This window comes from Okeanomitos corallinicola TIOX110 (genome assembly GCF_038050375.1).
GTDB lineage: Bacteria > Cyanobacteriota > Cyanobacteriia > Cyanobacteriales > Nostocaceae > Okeanomitos > Okeanomitos corallinicola.
Genome location: NZ_CP150886.1, coordinates 1,505,982 through 1,532,257 on the forward strand (window position 1 = coordinate 1,505,982; position 26,276 = coordinate 1,532,257).

Genomic DNA, 26,276 nt, shown 5'->3' on the forward strand with positions numbered 1-26,276 from the left:
TATGGATAATTATCAAGTTAACAACGAAAATCACAATGATATTCCAAAGGAAGTAATTGAATTATTCAGAAAACAATGGATAAAATTTAATGATGAGCAAAAAAATGATATTTTGCAAGGTAACGCTCAACTTAGGGTAAATTGTTTCTATCCAAAAGCTGTTAAAAAGAAAGATATTTCATCTCGCAAACCTATTGATATTGATAAAAATCATCAAAATGAAAATTTAGACTATACTCAACTTTCACAAAGATTAGATCAGTTAAATTCAAAAGAAGAGGGATTAGACTTTTTAAAATCGTCTTTCCCTACAAAAAAATCTCTAGAGTCTTTTGCAAAATTTTTGAAAATCTCGACACAAAAACAAAATCTACAAGAACTGAGAGAAAGTATTGTTTCTGCAACAATAGGTTATCGGTTAACAATACAGTTTATTGAAAAAAGAAGAAGACCAAAACTAGAGGATGAATTTTTAGATGAAAATGAAAAATTTACTCAAGTAGTTAAATTTTGTATTTTTATTGATCTGGAATTGTATTTCCTTCTTCATATTGAGCTATTGCTTGTTCAATTATTTCATTATTCACATCTGTCAGATCAGACTTAGAATAAATCGTAGTGAGGATAATTCCTTGAGCAGTTTTTAAATAATAAATCACCCTATATCCTCCACTCTTTCCTTTTTGAATGTTACTATTTTTAATACGAACTTTGAAAACTTGATATTTAATTCCAGCAATTCTATCTCCAGGAATTTCACCTGCTTGTAGTTGATCAATTAAAGGTTGAATATCACTACGAATAGAACGATAGCGTTTAGCCAGTTCTCTTAAATCTCTTTGAAAACGAGGAGTAAGAGCAATTTCCCTTGGTAGTGGTTCATTATTATTCTGCATCTATTCCTTCCCACATTTGTGAAAGGGGTATAGTTTGCCCACTTAATGCTTCTTTTATTCCCTGATGAATACCTTCAATGACAATTTCTGTGGGTGTTTCTTCAAAAGATAAATTGTTCTCTAATTGGAAAATAGATTTTTGAATAAGTTGCAGTGCATAAGTTTCCACAGAAAGTCCTTGCTGTTGTGCTTCCTGTGTTAAATACTGTTCTAATTCTGGTGGTAAGTTTAAGGTTAATGTCATGATGTTTCTTCTAAGTTACTTCATATCAAAATTATATCTTCCTTTCTGCCTTTGCTCCTTTGCGCCTTTGCGTGAAACTAAAAAATCTAAAACTCCAGTACACCTACCTCATCCCACCTCCTATAATTGATCAAATAACTGCAAACATATCTTAGGCATGAAACCGTGACTGAACCCGGACAATACAAAGATACCGTTAACCTCCCCAAAACTAAATTCGATATGCGGGCAAACGCAATTAAACGCGAACCCGAAATCCAACAATTCTGGGCAGAAAATAACATTTATTCTCGCCTCTCTCAAGAAAACCCAGGCGAAATATTTATACTGCACGACGGACCACCCTACGCTAACGGTCAGTTGCATATTGGTCATGCTTTAAATAAGATTCTCAAAGATATTATTAACCGTTACAAACTCCTACGCGGGCGTAAAGTTCGCTACGTTGCAGGATGGGATTGTCACGGATTACCAATTGAGTTAAAAGTTCTGCAAAACATGAAATCCGCAGAACGGCAAAACCTCACACCCATACAGTTACGTCAAAAAGCGCAAGAATTCGCACTTAAAACTGTTAATGAACAACGGGAAAGTTTTAAACGCTATGGTGTGTGGGGTGATTGGGAAAATCCTTATTTAACCTTACAACCGGAATACGAAGCCGCGCAAATTGGCGTATTTGGGCAAATGTTCTTAAAAGGTTACATCTATCGCGGTTTGAAGCCTGTACACTGGAGTCCTAGTTCTCGGACTGCTTTAGCAGAAGCTGAGTTAGAATATCCTGAAGGTCACGTTTCTAGGAGTATTTACGCCGCTTTCCCGGTAGTGAAGGTCTCCGACAAAATAAAATCAATTTTAGAGCCATTATTACCTGATTTGGGCGTGGCTGTGTGGACAACTACTCCCTGGACGATACCCGGTAATTTGGCGGTGGCTGTGAATGGGGCGTTAAATTATGCGGTTGTTGAGGTGGCACGCAGAGACGCAGAGACGCGGAGAGAATGCAAGTATCTAATAGTTGCGGCTGATTTGGTGGAACGGTTGGCTGGGGTTTTGGATGCTGAGTTGACCGTGAAGGCAAAATTCTCTGGTCAGGATTTGGAACACTGCGTTTACCGTCATCCGCTGTTTGACCGTGAAAGTCCGGTGGTGGTTGGTGGCGATTATATCACTACTGATTCTGGTACTGGGTTGGTACATACTGCTCCTGGTCATGGTCAGGAGGATTATATTGTTGGACAGCGTTATGGTTTGCCAATTCTTGCACCTGTAGATGATGCTGGTAATTTTACGGATGAAGCTGGTAAGTTTGCTGGCTTGAATGTTTTGGGTGACGGTAATCAAGCGATTATTGATGCGTTGACGGAAGCGGGTTCTTTGTTGAAGGAGGAAGCTTATGAACATAAGTATCCCTATGATTGGAGAACTAAGAAACCGACTATTTTCCGCGCTACTGAACAATGGTTCGCTTCTGTGGCAGGATTTAGGGAAGATGCTTTAAAGGCGATCGCTTCTGTGGATTGGATTCCCGAACAAGGTAAGAATAGAATTACACCGATGGTTGCAGAACGTTCTGACTGGTGTATCTCTCGTCAGCGAACTTGGGGTGTTCCTATTCCTGTTTTCTATGATGAGGAAACTGGGGAAGCGTTGCTGAATGCAGATACCATTAACCACGTTCAAGCTATCATTGCAGAGAAGGGTTCTGATGCTTGGTGGGAGTTGTCGGTTGAGGAATTGTTACCCGAACCTTACCGCAGTAATGGTAAAAAGTACCGCAGGGGTACAGATACTATGGATGTGTGGTTTGATTCTGGTTCGTCTTGGGCTGCTGTTGCGAAGCAAAGACCAGAATTAGGTTATCCTGTGGATATGTATTTGGAAGGTTCTGATCAACATCGGGGATGGTTTCAATCTTCTTTATTAACTAGCGTTGCGGTGAATGGAATTGCACCTTATAAAACGGTTTTAACTCATGGTTTCGTTTTGGATGAAAATGGACGAAAAATGAGTAAGTCGTTGGGAAATGTGGTTGATCCAAATGTGATTATTAATGGTGGTAAAAACCAAAAACAAGAACCTGCTTATGGTGCGGATGTGTTGCGTTTGTGGGTTTCTTCCGTTGATTATTCTGGGGATGTGCGGTTAGGAAATAACATCATTAAACAATTAGCTGATGTGAGAAATAAAATCCGCAATACTTCCCGGTTTTTATTAGGTAGTTTGCATGATTTTGATCCTCAAAAAGATGCGGTTGCTTTTGAAGATTTACCAGATTTAGATAAGTATATGTTGCACCGTATCCGTGAGGTATTTAATGAGGTGACAACTGCTTTTGAAAACTTCCAGTTTTTCCGCTTTTTTCAAACAGTACAGAATTTCTGTGTTGTGGATTTGTCAAACTTTTATTTAGATGTTGCGAAGGATAGATTATATATCAGTGCTGCTGATAGTTTCCGTCGTCGCAGTTGTCAAACTGTTTTGCAAATTGCACTGGAGAATTTAGCTAGAGCGATCGCACCCGTTTTGTGTCATACTGCGGAAGATATCTGGCAATTTATCCCCTATCAAACATCATCTAAATCAGTGTTTGAAGCTGGTTGGGTACAGGTTGATGATGAGTGGGAAAAAGACGAAATAGAAGCAGAATTTTGGAATAGTCTGCGTTCACTCCGCACTGATGTTAATAAAGTGATGGAACAAGCGCGGATAGAAAAAATGATTGGTTCATCTTTGGAAGCGAAGGTGTTAATAAATATTCCCCATAAACAGTTACGTGAAGCTATTCAAGCTTTCAATCCTGAAAAGGGTAATAATATTGATGAGTTGCGGTATTTATTCCTAGCATCTCAGGTAGAAATTGTAGCTACCGCAAAAGCTGCTGAAGTGAAATATACAGCAACCACAGAAGATTGGACAATTGGAGTAGTAAAAGCAGACGGTGAAAAATGCGATCGCTGTTGGAATTATTCCACTCATGTAGGAGAATCAGAAGAACATCCATTATTGTGTGAACGTTGTGTTCCCGCACTAGCTGGAGAGTTTTAATATCATATAATGTAGGGGTTTAGCAATGCTAAATCCTTACAAAAGATTCAGATTTTTCTATTAAAAAGAATATATACATCAAAACTATGAAAATACAAACACCCACAGTTACAGAAACTTTACCAATAGTTCTAAAGATACCACCAAGCATCATTATAACTGATGAGCAATTTTTTCATATTTGTCAATTAAATCGTGATTTAAGAATAGAACGCAACCAATTTAGAGACTTATTAATTATGTTACCTACTGATTCAGAAACAGGTCAACGTAATTTTAATTTAATTGGTAAATTAGGTGATTGGATAAAACAAGATGGTACAGGTGTAGGTTTTGCTTCTAGTGCTGGTTTTACCTTACCCAATGGTGCTGTACGTTCTCCTGATGTTGCTTGGATAAAAAAAGAACGTTGGCAAAGTTTAACACCCCAACAACAAGAAAAATTTGCTCCTATTGCACCTGATTTTGTAATTGAATTACGTTCTCCCAGTGATAGTTTAAAACCATTACAAGAAAAAATGGCAGAATATATAGAAAATGGTGTGAAATTAGCTTGGTTAATTGACAGAAAACAACAGAAAGTATATATTTATCGGCCTAATCAAAATGTAGAAGAATTAGATCACCCTGCAATATTAAACGGTGAAGATATTTTGCTAGGATTCATTTTAGAATTAAACGATATTTGGTAATATCTCTATTTATTAATAGCAAAAGATTTGAGTAAATTTTGAATTTGCTGATTAATATTATTTACATTAAACCGCTGACTAGCATCTAATCTTCCATAAAAACCGATATCTAAAATACTAACCTTTTCATCAACACAATTATTAATAACTTGCGCTAATTCTTGCGGATTATTCGGTGTAACTAAAAAACCATTCATACCATCTTCAACTAATTCTACAGCACCCCCAGCCTTAGCAGCAACCACAGCTTTACCACATAGCATTGCTTCCACAATTACCCTTCCGAAAGGTTCAGGTGCGATAGAAGTATGTGCAACTAAATTACAAGCTGACATTAATAGAGGAATATCATCACGAAAACCTAAAAATTTCACCCGTTTTTCTAAACCTAATGCAGACACCTTTTGATGTAACTCCTGCACATATTCATCTTCACCAAATAAAGCATCACCCACCAAAATCACATTTACATTTTCAGGACATTTAACCAAAGCATCAATTAAAATATGTTGTCCCTTCCAAGGAGAAAGACGGCTAAAATGTCCCACCACAAATTTATCATTTATCCCTAATTCTTCCCTGATTTTGATAACTTCAAATTCATCAACTTGATAATTATCTGCTTCAAAACCATTATAAACAACTTCAATTATATTCGGGTTTCCTCCAGCTTCGATAAATGCAGTTTTACTAGCTTGGGAATTAGCAATAACTAAAGATGCAAAGTTATTAATTAAAGTCATAGCAACTCGCAAATTAGTTTTACTAAAATGTTCTAAAGAGAGAATATCATGTAAATGATAAACTAGCGGACGACGAGAAAATAAACTTGCTATTGCACCGACAACTAAAGCTTTTTGAGTATTAGCATAAATTACATCATATTTCCTGGCGAGTTGAACTACTCGATAAATTAAAGGTGTAATTTGTCCCAAACTAGCTAACGCTGAAAATAAACCACTTTGTTTATTAACTTTAATTCCTTGAGTTGTTAAAACCTCCACCGGAATATGATTTGTTTCTAGTAACTTTCTAAAATCACCATCTGCAAACAAACCAACCAAACAACTATTAGCATAAGGTTTAACAATATCTAATAAGCACAACTCAGCACCACCAAGTTTACCACTCTGATCCAAAAACAAAAACTTCATAAATAATCCTATGATTCAATCTGCGTTTATCTGCGTCCATCCGCGTTCAAAAATCAATCTTTTATAGCCAAAAGTACCCGTCTTACCTGTTGAGAAATATGATTCCAATCATAATTTTTAACTGCATAATTACGACATTCTTCTCTAGTGGGTAAGGGGATTTTACCTAATCCTATTTGTTCTAATTTATCAGCAATACTATCAACGGTAATAGATTTAGTAATTAAATCTGGTGAAAATCTTTGTAAAATCTCTGGCATTCCCCCCACAGGTGTACATAAAACTGGAGTACCAGACGCTAAAGATTCTACAATTGCTAATCCAAAACCTTCAAAAGATTGACTAGGCATTACAGTTAAATCAGCGGCTTGGTAGGCAATTGGTAATTGTTCATCTGGGAGAAAACCTAAGAATTTAACATTATTTTCTAGTCCTAATTCTTTAACTTGTGCTTCTAGTAAATTTTGGATATGTCCACGACCAGCAATAGCTAACCAAATATCAGGAATTATGGTTTTAATTTTAGCTATTGCTACCAATAATTTATCAATTCCCACACGATGAACCAAACGACGGGATGTAAATAATGTGTATTTATCAGTTGGCCAATTTAAGTTTTTTCTAGCTTGCATCCGAGATAAATTATTATTAAAATGATTAATATCTACACCACCGGGAATTAGATAAATTTTATTCCAAGGGACTTGATATTGTTGATGTAAAATATTACCAAAAGCTTGACTGAGAACAATAAAGCGATCGCATCTATTATAAGTATTTTGTTCTATAAACTGCTTTTTGATCCAAAGACTTAACTTTTTATTGACTACTTCCTCTTGACTTTCACAAGCCCAAGGCCCATGAAAATTAAAGGTAATTGGTACGTGTTTAGGCAACAAATCTAAAATCGGAAAGCTATATAATGCAAAATGTAGATTAATAGCGTCTATTTGTTCTAATTTAATTTTCTGAAAGTTATTTCTAATCTTCCATAATCTTTGCCAAATAGGACTATCTGGAGATGCTAAATTATTTAGTTTAATTAGTGTATTTTGTCCTTCAGGTAAATCAACACCACATAATTCTACCCTATCATTATTCAGAGCTAATTTATTAGTAAGTTCATAAATATATCTTTCCAAACCTCCTGGTGTTTTAGGAAACCAACCTGTACCTACCGTCAGGATAGATGCCGGATTTGATGGTAATTTTTTGTGTTTTTCTTCCACTGAACTATCTCCTCATCTTATACATAATCAAAATTATTGGACTGCTTAATGATGCTGAAAAATTAAATAACTAATTTTTGAATTCAGCTAAAAAATCATAAATCAGTAAGGTTTTAAATTCTAGTTTTTATATACGGTCATTTTACTGGTGTACAAAAGCAAATATTTTAACAATCATTTTTAGCTGAGATATTTTATACTCATAATATATTTTACTTTAAATGAACATATATTTACTTATTATTTCTGTTTCAATCAATATTGAAATCCATCTTCAGGATTAAAATTAGATTCTCTATGTATCATAATCAACTCGATAAAAAGCAAATTTCCAGCTTTATAAAATATCTGTGAACCTGAATAGTTAAATATGAAAGATATATTTTTTAGATAAAGCTTTGGTAAAATTGCGTGACATTCGATATTCATATTTGTTAATTTATGGATGACTAATAATCATCACAAGTATTTGTGCAGTTTAATTATAGCTATTAGATAGAAAAAATAGAAATATAGATTTATGTCACCACTTCAGAGACTTGCCAAAAAATCTGATCAACTAATTAATAAGTTAGTACAAAATAGATATTGGCGTAAGAAAATAGTGTTCAAAATTTTACTTGGTTTCACCTGTGCTTTAGTAGTCACATTTATAGGAATGGCTATGAATCAGGCTACAACAGAAACAAAAACTGCTACAGCACCGAAATTAACTTATCAAACTTCTTGGGTTGGTAACACCATTGGGAAGGGAAAATTACGGGTACAAAACAATATTGAGGGAATGTATGTAACCGAAAACGGTAAAATTTACACCAATAGTAAATGGGATGAAGCAGGAACAGAAGCAGGAATATATCAGGATGGAAAAATCATTGCTTCTTTAGAAGATACCCATGGTTGGCATCGTTTAGGAGGAAAAGCGGTAACAGCTAATAGTAAATATATTTATCTTGCTATGAGTCAGGGAGGAATGAGTAATCAAAAAGGTTATCCTCCTGATGGTAAAACTTGGTACTCTGTGAGACGTTATAATTTAGCAGGAAAACCTGTACCTTTTCCTAATGGAAATGGCTGGGATAAAAGTATGTTAATTATCAGTGAAAAAAGTGAAGTTACTGGGTTAGCAACTACAGGTAATAAATTATTTGTTAGTAACGCAGATGCTAATAGTGTTCTTGTATTTAATACAGAAACAATGACAAAACTAGGTAGTTTTTATGTTAATAATCCTGGTGGAATAGTTATTGATTCATCTGGGACTTTATGGATTATCGAAAATAAAAAAGGTTATAAAGATGGCAAAGTATCCCATTATGATCAAAGTGGTAAAAAATTACCCCAAGCAATTGTAGACATTGTTGATCCTACAGCTATTTCTCTCTATCAAAAAGATAAATTATTAGTAGCAGAAAATGGTATCCGCCAACAGGTACTAATTTATAATATCAAAAATAGACCAGTGAAAGTACGAACTTTTGGTGTTGAAAACGGTATTTACAGCGGTATCCCTGGGGAAGTAGACAAGTTAAAATTATACGGAATTACAGCAGTTGGGGCAGATCAAAAAGGCAATTTATACATTAATAATAATGGCTTTAATACATCAGGAACAGATTTAAGAAAATTCTCTTCATCTGGAAAACTAGAATGGCAACTTCTGGGTTTAACATTTATGGATAATGCTGATACTGATCCTGAAAGTGATGGTGTCAATCTTTTCACAAAACATGAACAATATTTGATGGATTATAGTAAACCAGCAGGTAAACAATGGACTTATAAAGCCTACACACTCAATCCTTTTAAATATCCTCAAGATCCTCGTTTACATATAATAGCTGATGGGACTTTTTTCCGTCGTATTCAAGGTCGCCCATTTTTATTTTTAACAGATATGTTTGGGAGCAAATTACAAATTTATCGTTTTCAACCAAAAACAGATGGTAAAATTGCTATTCCTGCGGGATTGTTTGTAGGTACAAATGAGCAAGGTAAGGCGATAAATGGTAATTGGCCACCATATCAACCAACTCAAGGTGAATGGATATGGCGAGATAAAAATGGTAATGGTGGATTTGAGCAAAATGAATATGAAAGCAGTAAAGATTATCCCTATATAGGGGGTTGGTGGGTAGATAATAAAGGTGATGTTTGGAAAACTTTGAGAACTGAAGATGGGATTCGTCATTATCCTTTCCAGGGATTAGATAACAAAGGAAATCCCATTTATACCTATCGTTCTATGGAAAAAGAAAAGACTCCTAGCATCTTTAGAGATTTGCGAAGAATTGAATATTTTCCGGACACAGATACGATGTATTTATCAGGTTTTACTTTTGATCATCCTTCCATTGGTGATGATGCTAAAGTTATCGGCTCAGAAATTGCTAGATTTGATAATTGGAGTCAAGGAAATCGTACTCCTAAATGGCGAACTGTAGTTCCTTATGACACTACTGGTAAACGAGAAATTATGACCGCAGCTATGAGTGTAGCAGGGGATTATGTATTTGCAGTCACAGTAAAAACTGCGGAGGTTTATGTTTATAAAGCCACCACAGGAAAACTCGTATATAAGTTTGCTCCCGGTGTAGAAGTCGGCCAAGAAAGTGGTTGGGTTGATATTCCCTATGGTATTCGTGCTTTTCGTCGTGCTAATGGTGAATATTTAGTATTTGTAGAGGAAAATTTAAAAGGTAAAGTGCTGGTTTATCGTTTACCAATTTAATCATACTTGAAATTTATACAAGTAGGTTTTTAAAAATTGCATAATATTTGTATATCTTTCTCAGAGTAAGGGCAAAAAATAAATACCTTTACTCTTTTTATTTGTGAAATAGACTGATTATCTAATTTTAGATTTGATTTGAAATGCAACAATAATCTTCATATTATTAGAGGTATTTTACCAAAAAAATAAATATTAAAGCTCCCAGATAATTATGATGATAATTAATTACAGCAATGGCTATAAGATATTTTTAGTCTACAAGCTGTAACATTTTCAAAACACTACAGGTATGTTGATCAGGAAATATGCAAAAAGCAATTTTGATGAAATTACAAACAGTCATTCCTCTTCATTTATTACATAGAATTCAAAATCTTCATTGTCATTTGCTTTCTCAATTTATTTTACGCTGGGGAAGTCAACCTTGGGAGTTTAGTAATAGATCAGCAATGGTTTTTTCTCCTCATCAAGATGATGAAACTTTTGGCTGTGGTGGAATGATAGCCCAGAAACGGGAACAAGGAATAAATGTAGTTATTACATTTTTAACTGATGGCAGAGGTTCACATGGTGTAGATCAGAATCTACAAAATCAAATTATTAAAATTCGTAGGGAAGAATCATTAAAAGCTTTAGATATCTTAGGTGTGCAGCCTTCAGAAATTTATTTTCTAGATCAGCAAGATGGAAGTTTAGCAAATTTAAATCCAGTGGAAAAGCAAAAACTTATTAATCATATTTCTGAACTATTAAAACAATATCAACCAGGAGAAGTTTATGTACCTCATCATAAAGATTGTCATAGAGATCATGAAGCTACATTTTACTTAGTTAAAGAGGCGATCGCTCAATCAGAAATCAAGGTAGAACTCCTACAATATCCTATTTGGGTATTCTGGAGAGCGCCATTATTTATTATGTTAAAATTAAAAGATATTGCCGCCGCATATCGCTTATCAATTACCTCAGTTCAAGCAAAGAAAAAACAAGCGATCGCTACCTATGCTTCTCAAACACAAGCCTTGCCAGTTGGCTTTATTAAACGCTTTTTAGGTGCAGAAGAGATATTTTTTAATAGTAAGTAATTTACTTGCTATAAATAATGTCAGTTTCATATATCTTTAGTGTATAAATTTTAAAATAAATTGTTACTGAGAAAAAAGAAATGCGAATTCTACACATTACTAACCACGTTCAAAAAATTGGTAATGGCATTGTCAATGTTGCCGTAGATTTAGCTTGTTTACAAGCAAAAAAAGGTCTGGATGTCGCCTTTGCTTCTTCCGGTGGAGAATATGAACAACTATTAGGAAATCATGGGATTAAACACTTTAAATTAAACCAATCCCGTACACCGTTAAACATGATCAAAGTAGCTTGGACATATCAGCAAATTATCAAAGAATTTCAGCCAGATATTGTTCATACCCACATGATGACAGGGGTTGTACTAGCAGGAGTTTTTAGAAATAATTATCACTATAATTTAGTTGCCACCGTACATAATGAATTTCAACGTAGTGCCGTTTTAATGGGATTAGCAGATCGGGTAATTGCTGTTAGTCATGCAGTTGCAGATTCTATGATTCGTCGTGGTATTCCCGCCCAAAAATTGCGTGTAGTTGCTAACGGAACGTTAGGCAGTCCTCGACATAAAAACATCCAAGATTATCAACCCATAAAACTACATCATCCAGCCATAACTACTGTAGCAGGAATGTACACCCGTAAAGGCATTATTGAATTAATTGAAGCCTTCCAAATCATTAATAAAAACTTTCCCCAAGCCCATCTTTATCTAGTAGGAGATGGACCAGATCGTTCTGTATTTGAAAGCATAGTTAAAAACCTTGGCAACCTCAGCCAAAATATCCATTTTGAGGGTTTTCAACCAGAACCCCAACGGTATATGTTATCAACAGACATCTTTGTTCTCGCTTCCCACTGTGAATCATTTGGTTTAGTTCTGACAGAAGCAAGAGAAGCCGGTTGTGCAATTATTGCCAGTGATGTAGATGGTATTCCTGAAACTTTAGATCATCGTCAAGCCGGGATTTTAGTACCACCTAAAGATAGTCAAACTTTAGCTAATACTTTGACAGAATTACTCAATAATCCTCAACAATTACAAACATGGAAAATTCGCGCTCAACAAAATTTAGAAAGATTTAGCGTTCAACGAGTTAGTGACGAAACTTTAGATGTTTACCACGAATTCAGCAGAAAATATAACGTCATTACACCTATGCAAACCAGAGAATTAGTAATAGGTAAATAATCATAATTAAATACAGATACATCTACCAGATTTACTCTTTACTATATATCAATTACCTGTTTCTGACTAAAATACATTGCAATCCCTTTTTCATAATAAGCCGCTTCATTAATAAAAATAGGATAAACTGTAGATTCTCCCTCATATAAAATCTCTTGATCATCAAAAGTCAGAAATAGAGGATTACCAGGATGCAGCGGTTGATAATCTCTAAATTGCAATTGGGGATGAATCATAGCTTGAATTTCTCCATTTTCATCTCTAGGATAATCAACTGTACTAATAGATTTATAAAGTGTTAGTGTATTTATATTTTCGTTAATTTTACCTTGGTTAAACTGTTCCAAATAATCTAATGCTGCATAAATAATTTGCTCCGTATGTTGAAATAGTTCCGCATCTAAAATACCTTGAGCTACAGCACCCACTTCTATTGCAAAACCCAATTCACTCAATGAGCGAAGAAAACCGCTATTTCTTGGTTGCTCATGGATATAGACTTTGACTAAAGGATTAATGGTACTCAAATGAGCAGCTAAATTAAGTAAAATAGGGTGCATATTACCAAGAATAATACATAACCCCATATTGGCAGTAGTAGTATGTAAATCAATAATCACATCTACAGATGCTTGACCTTGGGGTTGTAAAATTGTTTGAATTTCCCTAGCTCTTATTTCTTCATAAATAGAAGTTTCGCCATCTGGTAAATTAGTGCCTGTAAAACAACGGTTTAAATCTCTGTCAATGTATCTTCTGCCCGCATTAATAGCTTGAGGATTACCCAGTAAAGATACGGTTTTATAGCCAGTTCTTTTAATTAAATCTGGATATTTTTGAAACTTTTTGACCAGATAAACGCCGATTAATTCATTACCATGACTGCCGCCAACAATTGCTACCTGGTTAATTTGATTCATGATTCCCTCATCTAGAAAAAACTTAGACAAAACCAGATTAAAATATCATTAATTGTGCAAAACATCAATTATTTAATTAAAATCATTTTGTGAATAAAACTTAAAAATAATTATATCTTATTATGCTTGAAAATCCCGAATTCACTAAGAAATCGAGATTTTTGTGATTTATAAAATAAATCTAGTTTTCTATGCTGTACTAAATTCTGAACAGATACATCAATTATCGCTGACTAATTACTAATTACAAACTTTTTTGGTGACATTAACATCGAGGATATGATTAGTGTTCCCAAGGAGATAATATTACATTCTCATTCCTTGATGACGATAATATTTATGTGCTGCCATAGCCATAGCTAAAAATCCCCACATAATCATACCTGACACGCTTAACATTCCACTATAAATAATCAACTGAGCGCAGGAACTAATCCCAATAGCACGAGCCGCACTTACAAAGCTATCAAACTTACCTTCAGTGTAGCTACTTACACTAATTAGCATTAATATTAAACCACCCACGTAAGGTATTGCACCAAACCAACCCAGAGTAAAAAATATATCTAAAATGCCACTATCAATAACCACAACTTCAATTTGTCCCGTTTCTTCATTCACTTTCCAGATATTCCCTAAACCATTACCAAGACCAGTAGAAAGGGCTAAATTAAGATTACGATTATAGGTTTTTGATCTATCCTTGAAACTACCATCTTCTTCAAGATTAGAAAAACTTTCTAAGCGAGTGGTCACAACTTCAGAAATAGGTTCAATTGTTGTTAAGGGAATTACGCACATAGTCATCACTAAGATGATCATAATTAAGCGCATTTGAATCTGGGCTTTGACTGAAGTTAAAATTAGAATTATCCCCAACAACCAACCACCCCAACTTGTCCGCACCTGGGAAAGTAAAAATGATAAATAACCAACGGCTGAAGCTGGAAAAATTAAAGGGCCAGAACTACTAAATAATAATAGTAGACCTGTTTGCATAACAGTACCAAAGGGTCCAGGTGAGTGTAGTGTACTCCAAACTCGGATGCCAAAAGGTACGGGATCTCCGGCACTGGTGAACATCTTTGATTCTATTAGCCAGTATTTATCCCACTCAGGAGCAATAACAAATTGACAGATTCCATAAGCTCCTAAAATTAATACTGACCAGATAAATACACGCTGAAAATGCTGGCGATAACTGGGATAGTCTCGCCAATTCATAAATAAATGAAAGGCGAAAATAATCGGACTCATCCAATCTAAAAAACCACGAATAACTGGGATTGGCTGATTAAAAATTAACCCTACAAAACAACCATAAACCACTCCTATGGCAGCTAAAACAAAAGGTAATCCTCCTTTATTAACAGCACTAGGAAGGTGTTTCATAAAAGAGGCAATAGTAATAAAAACTACCAAATAAGGAGCAAGGAGAATCTGACGTGTGGGGTCCCAACCAATGCGGTAATCAACTAAACGAGCTAGTAATGGTGTCAGAAACCAAATCCACCAAGTAAAGCCAATATAAAGAATGGGATGACGTAAATATAAAAATACTCCTACTAACAAAGACGTAGCAGGAAAGATCAGACGTAATAAGGAAGCACCACCACCAAAATAACAAGTTACTGTGAGTAAAATAAATCCCACAATTACTATCCAAGCTTGTGCGGCTCGGTCTTTTGGAGAATAGGTAGATTGTAAAAAACTATTGAAAAGTATTTGTTTATAAAACATACTATTTTAGGTAATGGGTAATGGGTAATGGTTTTTTAATTAATCTCAAAATCTGTACACTAAGAGAGTTTTAAACCTGTTCCCTGTTCCTTGCTGTATGTTTGCCATCCTTGCCAACGTCCCTGTAATGATGCTTGTAATTTTTTGGTGGCAATTGTGCCTTGATTGGGGAATAATCTCAGCCATTGAATTATGCCAAAACTTTCTCTTGTGCCTATAAATATCGCCCAGAATATAAAGATTATGCGCTGGAAAAATGAGAGATGCTCTAACAAAGCTAAAGTTTCATTATGAACTAAATTAGTAAAGGCAATATCATTAAAACTTTGGCGTTGATCTTCATCAAACCGTTGGGCTGGATAATGATCTACTGCTACATTAGGATCATAAATAATTTTCCAACCGCTGCGTTTGAGAGTTAGGGTAAATGCCATTTCAAAGTGAACTTGTGCGCCAGTACCACGCATTCTTTGATCAAACTTTAATTTATCTATGGCTTGGGTGCGAAAACTCATATTTACGCCCTTGAGAATATCAACTTCGCGGGGTTTTCCTACTCCTAAATGATGATTGCCAATTACTCGCCCAAACCACTGTAAACGCCCTACTAAGGTAGAAGAACCATCCTCTATTTTTTCACCTTGATATACCCAATCACGGCCACCCACTGCACCTATGCAACTATCGCTGAGAAAATGAGCAGTAATTTTTTCTAGCCAGTCAATATGGGGAGCAGCATCATCATCAGTGATGGAAACTATATCTCCCTTCACCGCTGCTAGTCCAGCATTGAGCGCCGCTACTACTCCTGGTTGAGTAACTGTGACAATTTGTAAGGGTAAGTTATGAGGATGAAAGCCGTTTAAAAATTGCCAAGTTGCTTCATCGGTATCTCTGACTGTGACAATTACTTGATCAACGGGTTTAGTTTGAGCTTGTAGAGCTAACAGACAGCGTGATAAATCTTGAGGACGGCGATAGGTGGGGATGAGAACTGTGTTCCTCATTTTTGCTTAACTCTTCAAATAAATTGATATAGGTTTGTGCCATATTTATCCAGCTATGTTGTTCAGAAATAGTACGAGCCACTTTACCCATTTGTTGACGTAGGGTGCGATCGCCATTTAATAATTTCAAAGCATCAGCTAAAGCATCAACATCGTCACATTCAGGTAAAACAATTCCACAAGCTGGAGTGATTAAATCCGCAGCACCAGTAGTTCTGGCAGTAATTACCGGTAAACCGCAAGCCATTGCTTCAATTACTACTAATCCAAAGGGTTCATAACGGGAAGGAAACACAAAAAAATCTGATGCCTGATGAAGTTTTGGCATATCACGGCGATAACCTAAAAAATGAACCCGATCACTTAATTTTAATTTTTCAACCTTTTGAGGATAGGGACTATCTTTAGTTTCACCAACAACTGCTAAATGTAAATCGGGAACTTTTACCAAAGCATGAAGTACGGTATCTAAGTTTTTTCGAGAGATCCGAATATCTCCCGCAAACATAGCTAAAGTAACATTTTCTGGTAAACCTAATTGTTGACGAGAAGCGACACCTGGAGAAAATTCTTTTAAGTCAACACCATTAGCAATAACATGAATTTTATCACGAGGAACACCAATGTCAACTAATTCATTTGCTACTCTATTTGATACAGCAACTACTACTTTAGTCTGAGAAAAAGCCCGTTTTTCCCAATAGGAATTAATGGCAGTATATAACCACTGATATAAACCATATAAATTCTTATGTTCACGGGAAATATGTACAGGGGATTTCCACCAAGAACTATGAACAAAATGTACAGCATTTACATCAGTAGCACCTCTAGTAATTGCCCCGTTCACTTTAATTACATCAAATTTATGACGATATTTATTTAACCAGTTACCACTTTTTTGAGCAAAGATAATATTCCGCAGAAATTCTGTAGGATATCCATCTATAGAAATGGGAATCCAATTGACTAAACTATTTTCTTTTAACTCAGGTGCTACTTCACTAGCTAACAGTGTTAAGTGATAACCGCGACGGATTGCTTCTAAAGCCACCTCATAATTTACTCGCCCTTGACCATCACCTTTTTTGATTTTGTGAGTAACAATACAGATTTTCATCTATCAAATCTCCCTTGTAAATTAATAAAATACTTGTCAAATAATTAATTATCAAGTACCCAGTAATTTATTAGTTAACTTAGTGGGTATAAAACTAAGCAGTAATGCTGCTAAAGTCCGTAAATTAAACTTTTGTTCTTGTAGTGCTTGCCAAAATAAAGAACGGGCATCAAGATTTTTTTGATCGCGCATTAAGCCAATACCTAAAGTTGTATGTGCTTCTAACCAAAGTTTTCTAAAATGTGGATGAAACTTCCGTATCTGTGGATTATTCATAAAAATTTGATAACAGAAAATGGCACTTTTAGCATTACGAATTTTGGTTTTGATATTGCGTCTACCACTCATATTAGTGTCGGTTTGCTCATGGTTACGATAATAGGTTAATTTTTCTGAATCATAATATAAACCATACCCGGTAATACAACACAAGTAAGTAATATATAAATCCCACATTCCCCCAACTTCTGAAGGAACACCATCCCAGTCAATTAAACCATTACGAATTACACAAGCTGAAGCTGTGGGTATACTTTTATCAACTAAGCCAATTTTTTGGAAATCTTCATAAACTCCAGAAGCTAACTGATTACGTTTATAAAACCGCGAGAATTCCTCAGTTGTAGAAGCATCAATTTTACCCTTACTGTCAATAATATATTGATCAGAAAAAGCCAGAATTAAATTAGAATTTGCTTCCAAATGGGGGATTAGTTTAGCTAAAAAATTTTGAGACCACATATCATCATCATGGAGACTGGCGACATATTTACCCCTAGCCATTTGAAAGGCATTCATCTGATTTTTGAGCATTCCCACATTTTCTGGATGTTGCCAAAATTTAATTCGTGGATCAGCAAAAGATTCTATCAAATGTTGAGGATTTGTAGAACTGCAATTATCAGAAACAATAATTTCTAGGTTTTGATAAGTCTGATTAACTGCACTATAAATTGCCTGTTTGAGATATTCTGGGCGGTTATAAGTAGGAATAATAACACTTACCAGTGGTTCAGATAAATTAGCATTGATAGACATCATCACAACTCGCTATATCAGATAATTTTTGTGATGCAGATTCCCTGAATCATAGAAAAATAGATAATTTATAAAATGCCATGATGGCAAGAAATTATCATACATTCAACAAACTATTAACTTCAGTTTTATGGGTAAGCTTTTGTTGATAAATTGTCTCTAAAAACCGTAATGCTGTTGGCACGGGACTATAATTTTCAATTGCCCACTTACGACCTTCTAAAGCAATTCTTTCCAGAATTTCTGGATCATCGGCTATTCTATCTACTGCTGCTGGAAGATGATCTAAATCTATGCCAATATAATGTCGCCAATTTTCAGGCATTGTAGGTAAATAAACACCATATTTATCAAAATCTACATGGAAAGTAGCACATCCAGCCGCCAAAGACTCCCATAACCGCCAACTATCCCACTGAATAACAGTATTTGACTTTAACCTCAACTTAGTTAAAACTCTTTGGAGATTACGATTAACTAAACTGCCAGAATTATTAGGCCAAGAAGGTACAAAAAAACCACCAAAACAAGCACAAGCCGCCGAATTTTTTAACCGTTGGTAGTAACTGGGATAGTGCCTTGCACCAGTCTGTTGCCAATGTAAAAAATGATATGGCTCTTGAGAATAGTTAGCTTTATTATCAACACTATTATTAATTTCCAACAACTTACTGATTTTTGGCATTAATAAGCTAGAGCTAATATTTCTCACTGGATGACCTGTTTTCCAGTGTCGGAAATTTATTAAAATCTGTTTTTTCCTATCCTGAAAGTTTGGTAGTTCTATCAATTCTTGCAAGATGCGATTGCTTAGTCCAAAATTCCAGGGATAGAAGTTTTTTGGATATTTTAAGTGCCGATTGTAATGAGTTCTGAAAATAAAATCAAACTGTTTATACTCAGGGTATTGATTATAGTCTTGATCATTATCATTACCATCCAAGTAAACAGTTAAATATTTGCGCTGCTTGTGAAATAAATTTTTAGGCAGAGCATGATTACTATTGAACCAGTTATGACTAAATACTACTATTGAACAATCATTAGGAGTTATATCTGGAGAATGACGAAACAGATATTCCTGAGTATTTGGTGATTCTTGCCAATAATTAATATTGGAAAAAAATGATATGCCTAGTTCTCGCAAACCTTCTGCTAAACAAATAAACAAATGTTGAAACTGATCACCTCCCTCAACATCTGTTCTAGGTAAACAGAAAAAATAGATTCGGTCATTAAAATTAGCTAATTGATCACTAATCATACTATTGTCTATTTTGATGGTTGAAGATTATTTAGTAGTACACCAAGTTTGTTTTTATCTGACTTCATTTTGGACTTGATAATATTGCCAAAATTTACCACGCTGTTCTAATAAATCTTGATATGTTCCCTGCTCTACAACTTGCCCTTGTTCCAAAACAACAACCTTATCTGCTTTAGCAATTGTAGAAAGACGATGGGCAATGACAATTACTGTTTTGCCGACGGTAAATTTATCTAACAACTCTTGAATTACCTGTTCTGTAATTGCATCTAAAGCACTGGTTGGTTCATCTAAAATTAGAATTTCTGGATCTCTTACCAATGCCCGAGCAATAGCAATTCTTTGTTGTTGTCCTCCAGATAATTGCACACCATCAGCACCAATGATGGTATCCAAACCTTGAGGTAATTTGTCAATAAATTCTAGAGCATTTGCCAGGCGTGCAGCTTCTATAATTTCTGCCTCAGTTGCTGCTAATGTGCCATAGGAAATGTTGTTGCGAATGGAGGTATTGAAGATAAAAGTTTTTTGGCTAACTATCGCCATTCTCCGACGGAGAGAGCTAATATCAAACTTTTTCAAATTTACCCCATCTATGAGAATTTTTCCATCTCTTGGCTCATAAAATCTAGCAATTAAATCTGCAAGTGTAGTTTTACCACCCCCAGATGCACCAACTAAAGCAACCATTTTCCCTTTTTCAATTGTTAAGGTAATATCCTTGAGGACAAGATGATTAGGCTCATAACCAAAATTAACAGCGATAATATCTATAACTCGCTTTAAGCCTGCAAATTGAAGATGACCATTTTGAAAATAGGTTTTATCTTCGGTTTTGAGCAAATCTTTTATATTTTCTACAGCACCAGCTTGGGTACTTAAAAAAGCTATGACTCCATTTAAATCTTGAGTCATTGGCACAAGTCGAAACAATACAAAGAAGAAAGTTAATAAAGTCGAAACTTCCATTAATCCTGTTACCAGTGCCACACAAATCATCGTAATCAGAATTAAAGTAGATAAACTCTCAGCTAAAGGCCTAACAGATAAGGAAACCCAATAAACTCTCTTCCAAGCCTTTACTATATTGCCACTGGCTTGATAATATCTTTGCTGTTCAAATTCTTGAGTAGAATAGGCATGAACTGTACGGATACCTTCGATAAACTCTAATGCCCTAGCGGTAAAATTATCATTAGTTTTAGTAATAGCAAAACTACGTTCTCTAATCTTTTTGTTTAAGGTTGATAATCCTACCGCTAAAAGACTAAATAATAAAATCGAAACTATTGAGAGTTGCCAGGATAAAACAAATAAAGAAACCGAATAAACTATCAGAGTTAAACCTCTGGTGGTTAAAAAAGATATACCCCCAACAATTTGTCTAATTCTCTCCATTTCATTGGTGAGAGTATTAATTAATTCTCCAGAACTTTTTTTGCCAAAATAACTCAGATTTTGAGCCGCTAACTGTTCAAAGATACTTTTACGGAGATGATGTACTAAATTGACCTCACTATTTTGTACGCAAAAAGAACTTACATAGTTAAATACTGCTCGCATACAAGTAGTGATAACAATCAGAGCCGATACTCTATATAAGCGCTCTAGCGTTGATTTATTAACACCTAAAATCAAAATATCAAACCAGTCAATTCCTGTTTTCACTGGTTCAGCATTAGGAGTAGTTAAGCTTTGTAGGAAGACTAATAAAAAACCTAAACCAAAACCTTCAAAACTAGCGGCTAAAACAGAAAAAACTATAGCTAAAACAGCTATTAACCGAAAGTGTTTAAATTCTCGGATAATTAAATGATTATTTTTCCAAAAGTTGGTAGTTTTGAAAATCTTTAATATTAATCGAGAAAATTTGAGATACATAAGCGGCAGTTAGGTTAATTAAAAAACTCAATCTAGTAGTCCTGATAAAAAGATGAAGGTTCAGAATATGGAAACTTAAATTAAAGTCATAATTTGGTAATTCCCATTTAATTTTATATTCTGAATTCTTCAATTACAGGTAATTTGATTTACTTACATTGGAGAACGACGAATAAAACGTCCAACAGCAGATCCAAACATAATTTCTAATTTTTGCCCAATTAACTTTGCTTTTGAATAAAGTTGAATTGGTGCTTGGCTATGTTGCCAATATAATTTATCAGTAATAGTAGGAGGATTACCTTCTAAAGCACTGAGCATCAATTTTTTACGCCAGGGTTTAACATGAGGTACAGTGGCATGAGACATGATAGTTCCACCAGGAATAAAATCCATGCCATCAGGCCCAACGGTTGTTAAAGGGCATTTTGTTAGCATTAATGCTAAATTTAAATATGTCTGATCTCCATAAAGATATGGGGAATTGTGAAAGGAATTATCAGCATACAAATCTTCTAAATTTGTATATCCTGCTATTTCCCCTATTTCTTCTAATTTCTGCCAAAGTGTCAGGATAGATTTACAGCTTTTATGGACACCAATAAACCCACTGTTATAGTGATAATTTAATTCACGCTCACACACAAAACCATTATTTTCAGCGAATTCTTTCCATGCTAAACGTTTAGGATGATTTGCCGGAACTAAATACCAAGAATCACCACAAAGTGCAATGCCTCGACTTACCCAATTTTCATAAAAATCCCACCGACACTTATTGACAATATCAGGATCGAAATAAAATAAAGCATCAACATCCGGGCAGTATTTTTCCCATAATAGAGACATAAAATCAGGTTTATAAAAACCTAAATGTTTCCAAGTTTTGATCTGTACAAATCTAATTACACAATCTTCGGCTATGGAGAATTCTTGATACTCATTTTTTACTTGAATATCTCTAGCCCAAGGTGGTAAATTACCACGATATCCTGCCCAAAATACCCCTCTAAAACCTTTCTGATATAGGGAGTTTACTAATGCTCCCACTCCGTAGTGGTAGTCTTTTTCAAAAACAGTACAAATTGCTGTACGCATGACATTAATGATTTTAAAATTAGGTACATAATTCCCAGTTAAAATTATCAAAACAGGAAATAATTAAAGCCTTAATCAAAAAAATATACTAGGATAAATATATTTTCATCCTAGTATGTGTTGATTTTTAGCTATGATAATTTAGCTTTGATATGCCAGGATTTTATCACTTGATTTATGCCATTCACTGGAATGCTTTCTGTTGTCGAACTAAATTTAATTACATCTTCTAAACAGAGGTTATTAGATCCAATTAATTTCATTTCCCCACGCAAGATATTAAATAGTCTAGGTAGGTGATTTAGATGATATTTAGACATCCATAATCCTAATAATGTGGATTGATTATGTTTTCCAGTTGTACAAAAATTAATCATAGGAAAAATTTTCCCTCTCTCCCCGATTTGCCATTGATAAGAAAACAAAGATATTGAACCGTTTGATAATATCATTAGCGTCAATATCAACATTAAAGGACTTACCAAGATTAGTAAAATTAATGCCAATATGGGATGAATTACTGGTTGGATAAATTTGAAAAATTTGTTACTTGATTTTGGGCGATTATTTCTAGCAGATGGACTAATATATATGGGTTTATTTGCCTTTTGACAGGCATCAAGCCAAAACTTTAGTGCAGCATCACCTAGTTTTGGATCTATGGTTACTAAATTAATGGGAGAATGTTGTAAACACTCAATTAATAATTGTTTATTTTCTAAAGGTAAATATGGTATTTGTGCATTTTTAGAAGACTTTACTAAAAGTTGACCTCTGCGCCAGTAGAGTGTAAAGTTTTGAGGATGAAAATTTTGGGGCTGCTGGGAAATAGTGTTGTGTTCTTGTAAGTTAGGTACAATTGAAATTGTCATAAGTCTGAAAATTTAGACGATAGCTAATGACTGATCTGAAAATAAAAATTCAGGTTGATTTGTGCATTTCTGTAAGTATGAAGATATACAGAAATCAGTGGGAATAATTAAGCAAGCAGCAATTCAAAAGGATGCAGAGTTATGGTGATTGGTGTTGTCTCTGCTCAGATGTAAAGGTCAATTTATCCTGTAACGTATTGATACATTAATTGAATTACAGCTACTAATTTTTATGTAGCTATCAAGAAATGCTCTAATATTATTTATGTCCTTAATTTCTAGAATATAAGAATTACAGATTTTAAATGATGACTAATGAAATTCTTTAATAGTTCTTTAAGTAAATACCTGCTCTTTAAGTATTGTGTTAAGTTTTTATATTTCAGCTTATATTATTAACAAATACATTTAAAATATAACCTAATTTTGGTAATAAAATAAACATACAAATTTAATTATTGTGAGAGAATACTATTTTATAGTATTTTATGAATTTATTTAGTAAAAATTAAAAGAGTAAAATGATTGACGTTTTCACTTTACCCTTTTTTAGTTTGTTATTTTTACAGTTAAATACTGGTGTTACCATCTAAATTACACCAGATTTTAGGTAAATTAAGTTACAAATATGAAGCGTAAAAATTTTGTGGTGCGGGCATCTTGCCCGCCTCTAATTTACCTCACTCAAACTAAATTCACTGGATGTTTTCAAAAATTGGCAATTGATTCATTTTTCCACAATTTGTTGTAGTACCAATTGCTGTTGTTTCACATACGGTACATAAGCACTGTCAGAATTAGAGACTCCATTGGCTACGACCCCAATTAAATTTAACTTACTCAACATAGCTGTAGCTTGGGCTAAATTGTTGCGTGTGACTTTGCCAATGCTGGCTACCATCACCACACTACGACAGGATGAAGCTGTGAGAATTGCATCTACCATACCCAGAACTGAAGGAGCATCTATGAGAACTAAATCATAGTTTTCTTCAAATGCGTTGATCAATTCAATCATCCGGGGAGAACTTAAAAGATGAGCCGGATCTACAGGTATTGGTCCAGCGGTTAAAATGTCAATGTAAGCTGAACCTGAATATTGAATTCCTATTTGATTAGGAATAGTAACATCACTAGCTAATAGGGTTGATAAACCTTGTTCATTGGGTAGATTTAGCTGTTTATGTAAGTTAGGATCGCGCAAATTGGCATCAATTAATAATACCTTTTTGTGTAATCGAGCCGCACTCATAGCTAAACCTAAAGTCAAGGCTGATTTACCTTCATCTGGTAATGCTGATGTCACCATTAAAGATTTTAAATCAGCTACTCCATTCAGAAGTTCGATATTTTTATAAATCAAATCCAAGGATTCCCAACGGGGTGGAGATTGCAAAACTTGAATTGTCCAAGGTGCAAGCACTTCTGGTTTACCAAAAGGTAATTTAATGATTGATTCTTTCGGTTTAGCAGGTGGTAATTTTGGTGTTGTTCCTAACAAAGGTAAGGCAAATTGTTTTTCTAATTCAGCGGTAGTGTGGACTGAATCATCAGATGCTTCTCGAATGAAGGCAGCAATACCACCTAACATTAATCCTACTACTCCACCCAATAAAAGATTTTGCTTCATATTGGGGCCTAATTTGATTCCCTGTTGTGGTTCTTCTACTACTTCCCAATTAAATCCACCTTTGGAAAGTTCTTGACGTAGTTTCTGCTCTGCTCTTAACAATTGTTCCACTCTTTCCCGACTAAATTCTAATTGGGGCAGAATACGATTGTAATAAGCTAAAAGGGAAGGAAAACGTTTGAGTTGAGTTCTTAGTTCTCTTTCTTTTTCTGCTAAGGTCTGGTCACGAGCGCTTAAAGAAACTATATTAGTTTGGGTTTCTACTAACTCACCAGTGAGGTTAAGATCAATTTCCCCAAGCTGTCCTTGTTCAAGCAGATTATCCCCAAAACTAAATACGTTACTAGATTTTTTCCCTAATGTTCTACTAACTTCTTTTTGCAACAGTTGTTTTTGACTTTGTAACTGTTCATTTAGCTGTTGTACGCTGGGAGTGTCATCAGTAAAACGTAACCTTTCTTGTGCCAAAGCCAGCTCTGTTTTTTGAATTTCATTCAGTAAGCCTTGATAGCGCGTAGACTGGCTGAGACGAGAAGAAACTAAGGCATTTTGAGGAGAACGATTCAGTTGTGCTTGCAGAGATTTTTGCTTGGCTAAAGCTTCTTCATATTCAGAACGAGTGGTTTGTCTTTCTTTCTGAATATTATTTAAAGATTCTTCAATTGCTTTTGCCTGTAACTCTGGATCAATTAAATTTTGTTGTCTACGGAATCTTTGCAAATTCGCTTCTGATGCGTTGACTTCATCACTAGCTTTTCTTAGCTGTTCTCTAATGACTTGTAAACCTTTTTTTAAGCGTGTATCTTGTTGTTGTTTGTTGTATTCAAGATAAACTTTCTGAATGGCAGCCAGAACTTTTTGAGTCTTTTCTGGATCGCTATCACTATAATCAACTTGAAAAATTTTCGTAACTACTTCTTCTTTATTCTTAATTTGAGTCAAGACTAAAGATTTTTTCATTTCCCTCACAGTAATGTCGGGATATTCAGATTTGAGTTGATCAACGGCTTTTTGCAGTAGTCCAGAACTCCGCATTAAATTTAGCTGTGTTGCTGTATCGATCACAACGTTAGAATCAGTAAACTGAGTATCTAGGGTATCTTTTTCTTGTTTCCCTTCATAGTTAGGTTCTACTAACAATTGCATCGTACTTTGAAAGGTGGGTTTAGTGTTTAAAGTAATGATGCCAGCCAATGCAGTAGAACTGAGTAATACTAATAAAACCCAGGGAAATCTACGGACAAATACTGCAAACATTTGTCCATATCCTGGCTCTTCAGCTACTGGATGTATATGGGGGTTTAGACTTGTTTGAACCACGTTTATTATCCTTATCTGGAAAACGCTATGCGTAGTTTGTTGGTAAAGCTATTCAGCTATAGGATCAGAATTCAAGAATTAATAGAATCATCTGGATCAGGAATGAAC

The 26,276-nt window shown here is 34.8% G+C and carries 20 protein-coding genes; 6 read left to right on the forward strand and 14 right to left on the reverse strand.

The features are described 5' to 3' along the window. Position 1: 1 nt before the first annotated feature. A complete protein-coding gene (locus WJM97_RS06550; RefSeq protein ID WP_353932236.1) occupies positions 2 to 607 on the forward strand; it encodes a hypothetical protein in 606 nt (201 codons plus the stop codon). Here the strand turns inward: WJM97_RS06550 and WJM97_RS06555 are convergent. Continuing rightward, the gene (locus WJM97_RS06555) at positions 519 to 896 is read right to left on the reverse strand and encodes a type II toxin-antitoxin system RelE/ParE family toxin (RefSeq protein ID WP_353932237.1); all 378 of its coding nucleotides are present in this window, start codon (positions 894 to 896) and stop codon (positions 519 to 521) included. The genes WJM97_RS06550 and WJM97_RS06555 overlap by 89 nt on opposite strands. Next, positions 886 to 1,140 carry a hypothetical protein gene (locus WJM97_RS06560; protein WP_353932238.1) on the reverse strand — a complete coding sequence of 85 codons (255 nt, stop codon included), beginning with the start codon at positions 1,138 to 1,140 and terminating at the stop codon, positions 886 to 888. The genes WJM97_RS06555 and WJM97_RS06560 overlap by 11 nt, the downstream gene beginning before the upstream one ends. A gap of 165 nt (positions 1,141 to 1,305) precedes the next feature. Here WJM97_RS06560 and ileS point away from each other — a divergent pair, with 165 nt between their 5' ends. Together ileS and WJM97_RS06570 are read left to right on the forward strand one after the other, a co-directional pair. Beyond that, positions 1,306 to 4,188 (forward strand): isoleucine--tRNA ligase, encoded by a 2,883-nt coding sequence (ileS, locus tag WJM97_RS06565; RefSeq protein WP_353932239.1) that lies wholly within the window; start codon positions 1,306 to 1,308, stop codon positions 4,186 to 4,188. Between the two features lie 86 nt (positions 4,189 to 4,274). Continuing rightward, positions 4,275 to 4,880: a Uma2 family endonuclease gene (locus WJM97_RS06570; protein ID WP_353932240.1), complete on the forward strand. Its 606-nt coding sequence runs from the start codon at positions 4,275 to 4,277 to the stop codon at positions 4,878 to 4,880. Positions 4,881 to 4,885: 5 nt separating this feature from the next. On the opposite strand, the gene WJM97_RS06575 is transcribed toward WJM97_RS06570, so the two are convergent. Both WJM97_RS06575 and WJM97_RS06580 read right to left on the reverse strand, forming a co-directional pair. Beyond that, positions 4,886 to 6,034 carry a glycosyltransferase gene (locus WJM97_RS06575; protein WP_353932241.1) on the reverse strand — a complete coding sequence of 383 codons (1,149 nt, stop codon included), beginning with the start codon at positions 6,032 to 6,034 and terminating at the stop codon, positions 4,886 to 4,888. Between the two features lie 53 nt (positions 6,035 to 6,087). Beyond that, the gene (locus WJM97_RS06580; RefSeq protein ID WP_353932242.1) at positions 6,088 to 7,263 is read right to left on the reverse strand and encodes a glycosyltransferase family 4 protein; all 1,176 of its coding nucleotides are present in this window, start codon (positions 7,261 to 7,263) and stop codon (positions 6,088 to 6,090) included. 520 nt (positions 7,264 to 7,783) lie between these two features. On the opposite strand from WJM97_RS06580, the gene WJM97_RS06585 reads away from it, so the two are divergent. The 3 genes from WJM97_RS06585 (at position 7,784) to WJM97_RS06595 (ending at position 12,275) form a co-directional block, all read left to right on the forward strand. Further along, positions 7,784 to 9,994, forward strand: a complete 2,211-nt coding sequence (locus WJM97_RS06585; protein ID WP_353932243.1) for a hypothetical protein — start codon at positions 7,784 to 7,786, stop codon at positions 9,992 to 9,994. Positions 9,995 to 10,302: 308 nt separating this feature from the next. Further along, positions 10,303 to 11,082, forward strand: a complete 780-nt coding sequence (locus WJM97_RS06590; protein ID WP_353932244.1) for a PIG-L family deacetylase — start codon at positions 10,303 to 10,305, stop codon at positions 11,080 to 11,082. 80 nt (positions 11,083 to 11,162) lie between these two features. After that, positions 11,163 to 12,275, forward strand: coding sequence for a glycosyltransferase family 4 protein (locus WJM97_RS06595; RefSeq protein ID WP_353932245.1), 1,113 nt, complete (start codon positions 11,163 to 11,165; stop codon positions 12,273 to 12,275). Positions 12,276 to 12,316: 41 nt separating this feature from the next. Here the strand turns inward: WJM97_RS06595 and WJM97_RS06600 are convergent, their stop codons facing one another. The 10 genes from WJM97_RS06600 to WJM97_RS06645 all read right to left on the reverse strand — a co-directional run bounded on the left by WJM97_RS06600 (position 12,317) and on the right by WJM97_RS06645 (position 26,168). Then, positions 12,317 to 13,195, reverse strand: a complete 879-nt coding sequence (locus tag WJM97_RS06600; RefSeq protein WP_353932246.1) for an aspartoacylase — start codon at positions 13,193 to 13,195, stop codon at positions 12,317 to 12,319. Positions 13,196 to 13,501: 306 nt separating this feature from the next. Next, positions 13,502 to 14,935: an O-antigen ligase domain-containing protein gene (locus WJM97_RS06605; protein WP_353932247.1), complete on the reverse strand. Its 1,434-nt coding sequence runs from the start codon at positions 14,933 to 14,935 to the stop codon at positions 13,502 to 13,504. Positions 14,936 to 14,994: 59 nt separating this feature from the next. Further along, entirely contained in the window at positions 14,995 to 15,942 is a 948-nt protein-coding gene (locus WJM97_RS06610) for a glycosyltransferase (RefSeq protein ID WP_353932248.1), read from the reverse strand. Continuing rightward, entirely contained in the window at positions 15,860 to 17,062 is a 1,203-nt protein-coding gene (locus WJM97_RS06615; protein ID WP_353932249.1) for a glycosyltransferase family 4 protein, read from the reverse strand. The genes WJM97_RS06610 and WJM97_RS06615 overlap by 83 nt, the downstream gene beginning before the upstream one ends. Positions 17,063 to 17,113: 51 nt before the next feature. Next, positions 17,114 to 18,100 (reverse strand): glycosyltransferase family 2 protein, encoded by a 987-nt coding sequence (locus WJM97_RS06620; RefSeq protein ID WP_353933120.1) that lies wholly within the window; start codon positions 18,098 to 18,100, stop codon positions 17,114 to 17,116. Positions 18,101 to 18,197: 97 nt separating this feature from the next. Next, positions 18,198 to 19,364, reverse strand: a complete 1,167-nt coding sequence (locus WJM97_RS06625) for a glycosyltransferase (protein WP_353932250.1) — start codon at positions 19,362 to 19,364, stop codon at positions 18,198 to 18,200. Positions 19,365 to 19,418: 54 nt separating this feature from the next. Beyond that, positions 19,419 to 21,248 (reverse strand): heterocyst formation ABC transporter subunit HepA, encoded by a 1,830-nt coding sequence (hepA, locus tag WJM97_RS06630; protein WP_353932251.1) that lies wholly within the window; start codon positions 21,246 to 21,248, stop codon positions 19,419 to 19,421. A gap of 153 nt (positions 21,249 to 21,401) precedes the next feature. Next, positions 21,402 to 22,346, reverse strand: coding sequence for a hypothetical protein (locus WJM97_RS06635; protein WP_353932252.1), 945 nt, complete (start codon positions 22,344 to 22,346; stop codon positions 21,402 to 21,404). Between the two features lie 131 nt (positions 22,347 to 22,477). After that, a complete protein-coding gene (gene hepC, locus WJM97_RS06640) occupies positions 22,478 to 23,218 on the reverse strand; it encodes a heterocyst development glycosyltransferase HepC (RefSeq protein ID WP_353932253.1) in 741 nt (246 codons plus the stop codon). A 727-nt stretch (positions 23,219 to 23,945) separates the two neighbouring features. Next, positions 23,946 to 26,168, reverse strand: a complete 2,223-nt coding sequence (locus WJM97_RS06645) for a polysaccharide biosynthesis tyrosine autokinase (RefSeq protein WP_353932254.1) — start codon at positions 26,166 to 26,168, stop codon at positions 23,946 to 23,948. Between the last annotated feature and the right edge of the window lie 108 nt (positions 26,169 to 26,276).

What these genes read in the sequence shown, in the direction of transcription:
- WJM97_RS06590 (WP_353932244.1), top strand. Translation starts at nt 10,303, where the DNA reads ATGCAAAAAGCAATTTTGATGAAATTACAAACAGTCATTCCTCTTCAT.
- WJM97_RS06635 (WP_353932252.1), bottom strand. Translation starts at nt 22,346, where the DNA reads ATGCGTACAGCAATTTGTACTGTTTTTGAAAAAGACTACCACTACGGA.
- WJM97_RS06620 (WP_353933120.1), bottom strand. Translation starts at nt 18,100, where the DNA reads ATGTCTATCAATGCTAATTTATCTGAACCACTGGTAAGTGTTATTATT.
- WJM97_RS06560 (WP_353932238.1), bottom strand. Translation starts at nt 1,140, where the DNA reads ATGACATTAACCTTAAACTTACCACCAGAATTAGAACAGTATTTAACA.
- WJM97_RS06550 (WP_353932236.1), top strand. Translation starts at nt 2, where the DNA reads ATGGATAATTATCAAGTTAACAACGAAAATCACAATGATATTCCAAAG.
- WJM97_RS06595 (WP_353932245.1), top strand. Translation starts at nt 11,163, where the DNA reads ATGCGAATTCTACACATTACTAACCACGTTCAAAAAATTGGTAATGGC.
- WJM97_RS06605 (WP_353932247.1), bottom strand. Translation starts at nt 14,935, where the DNA reads ATGTTTTATAAACAAATACTTTTCAATAGTTTTTTACAATCTACCTAT.
- WJM97_RS06575 (WP_353932241.1), bottom strand. Translation starts at nt 6,034, where the DNA reads ATGAAGTTTTTGTTTTTGGATCAGAGTGGTAAACTTGGTGGTGCTGAG.
- WJM97_RS06600 (WP_353932246.1), bottom strand. Translation starts at nt 13,195, where the DNA reads ATGAATCAAATTAACCAGGTAGCAATTGTTGGCGGCAGTCATGGTAAT.
- WJM97_RS06585 (WP_353932243.1), top strand. Translation starts at nt 7,784, where the DNA reads ATGTCACCACTTCAGAGACTTGCCAAAAAATCTGATCAACTAATTAAT.
- hepC (WP_353932253.1), bottom strand. Translation starts at nt 23,218, where the DNA reads ATGACAATTTCAATTGTACCTAACTTACAAGAACACAACACTATTTCC.
- WJM97_RS06615 (WP_353932249.1), bottom strand. Translation starts at nt 17,062, where the DNA reads ATGAAAATCTGTATTGTTACTCACAAAATCAAAAAAGGTGATGGTCAA.
- WJM97_RS06610 (WP_353932248.1), bottom strand. Translation starts at nt 15,942, where the DNA reads ATGAGGAACACAGTTCTCATCCCCACCTATCGCCGTCCTCAAGATTTA.
- WJM97_RS06570 (WP_353932240.1), top strand. Translation starts at nt 4,275, where the DNA reads ATGAAAATACAAACACCCACAGTTACAGAAACTTTACCAATAGTTCTA.
- WJM97_RS06555 (WP_353932237.1), bottom strand. Translation starts at nt 896, where the DNA reads ATGCAGAATAATAATGAACCACTACCAAGGGAAATTGCTCTTACTCCT.
- hepA (WP_353932251.1), bottom strand. Translation starts at nt 21,248, where the DNA reads ATGTATCTCAAATTTTCTCGATTAATATTAAAGATTTTCAAAACTACC.
- WJM97_RS06625 (WP_353932250.1), bottom strand. Translation starts at nt 19,364, where the DNA reads ATGATTAGTGATCAATTAGCTAATTTTAATGACCGAATCTATTTTTTC.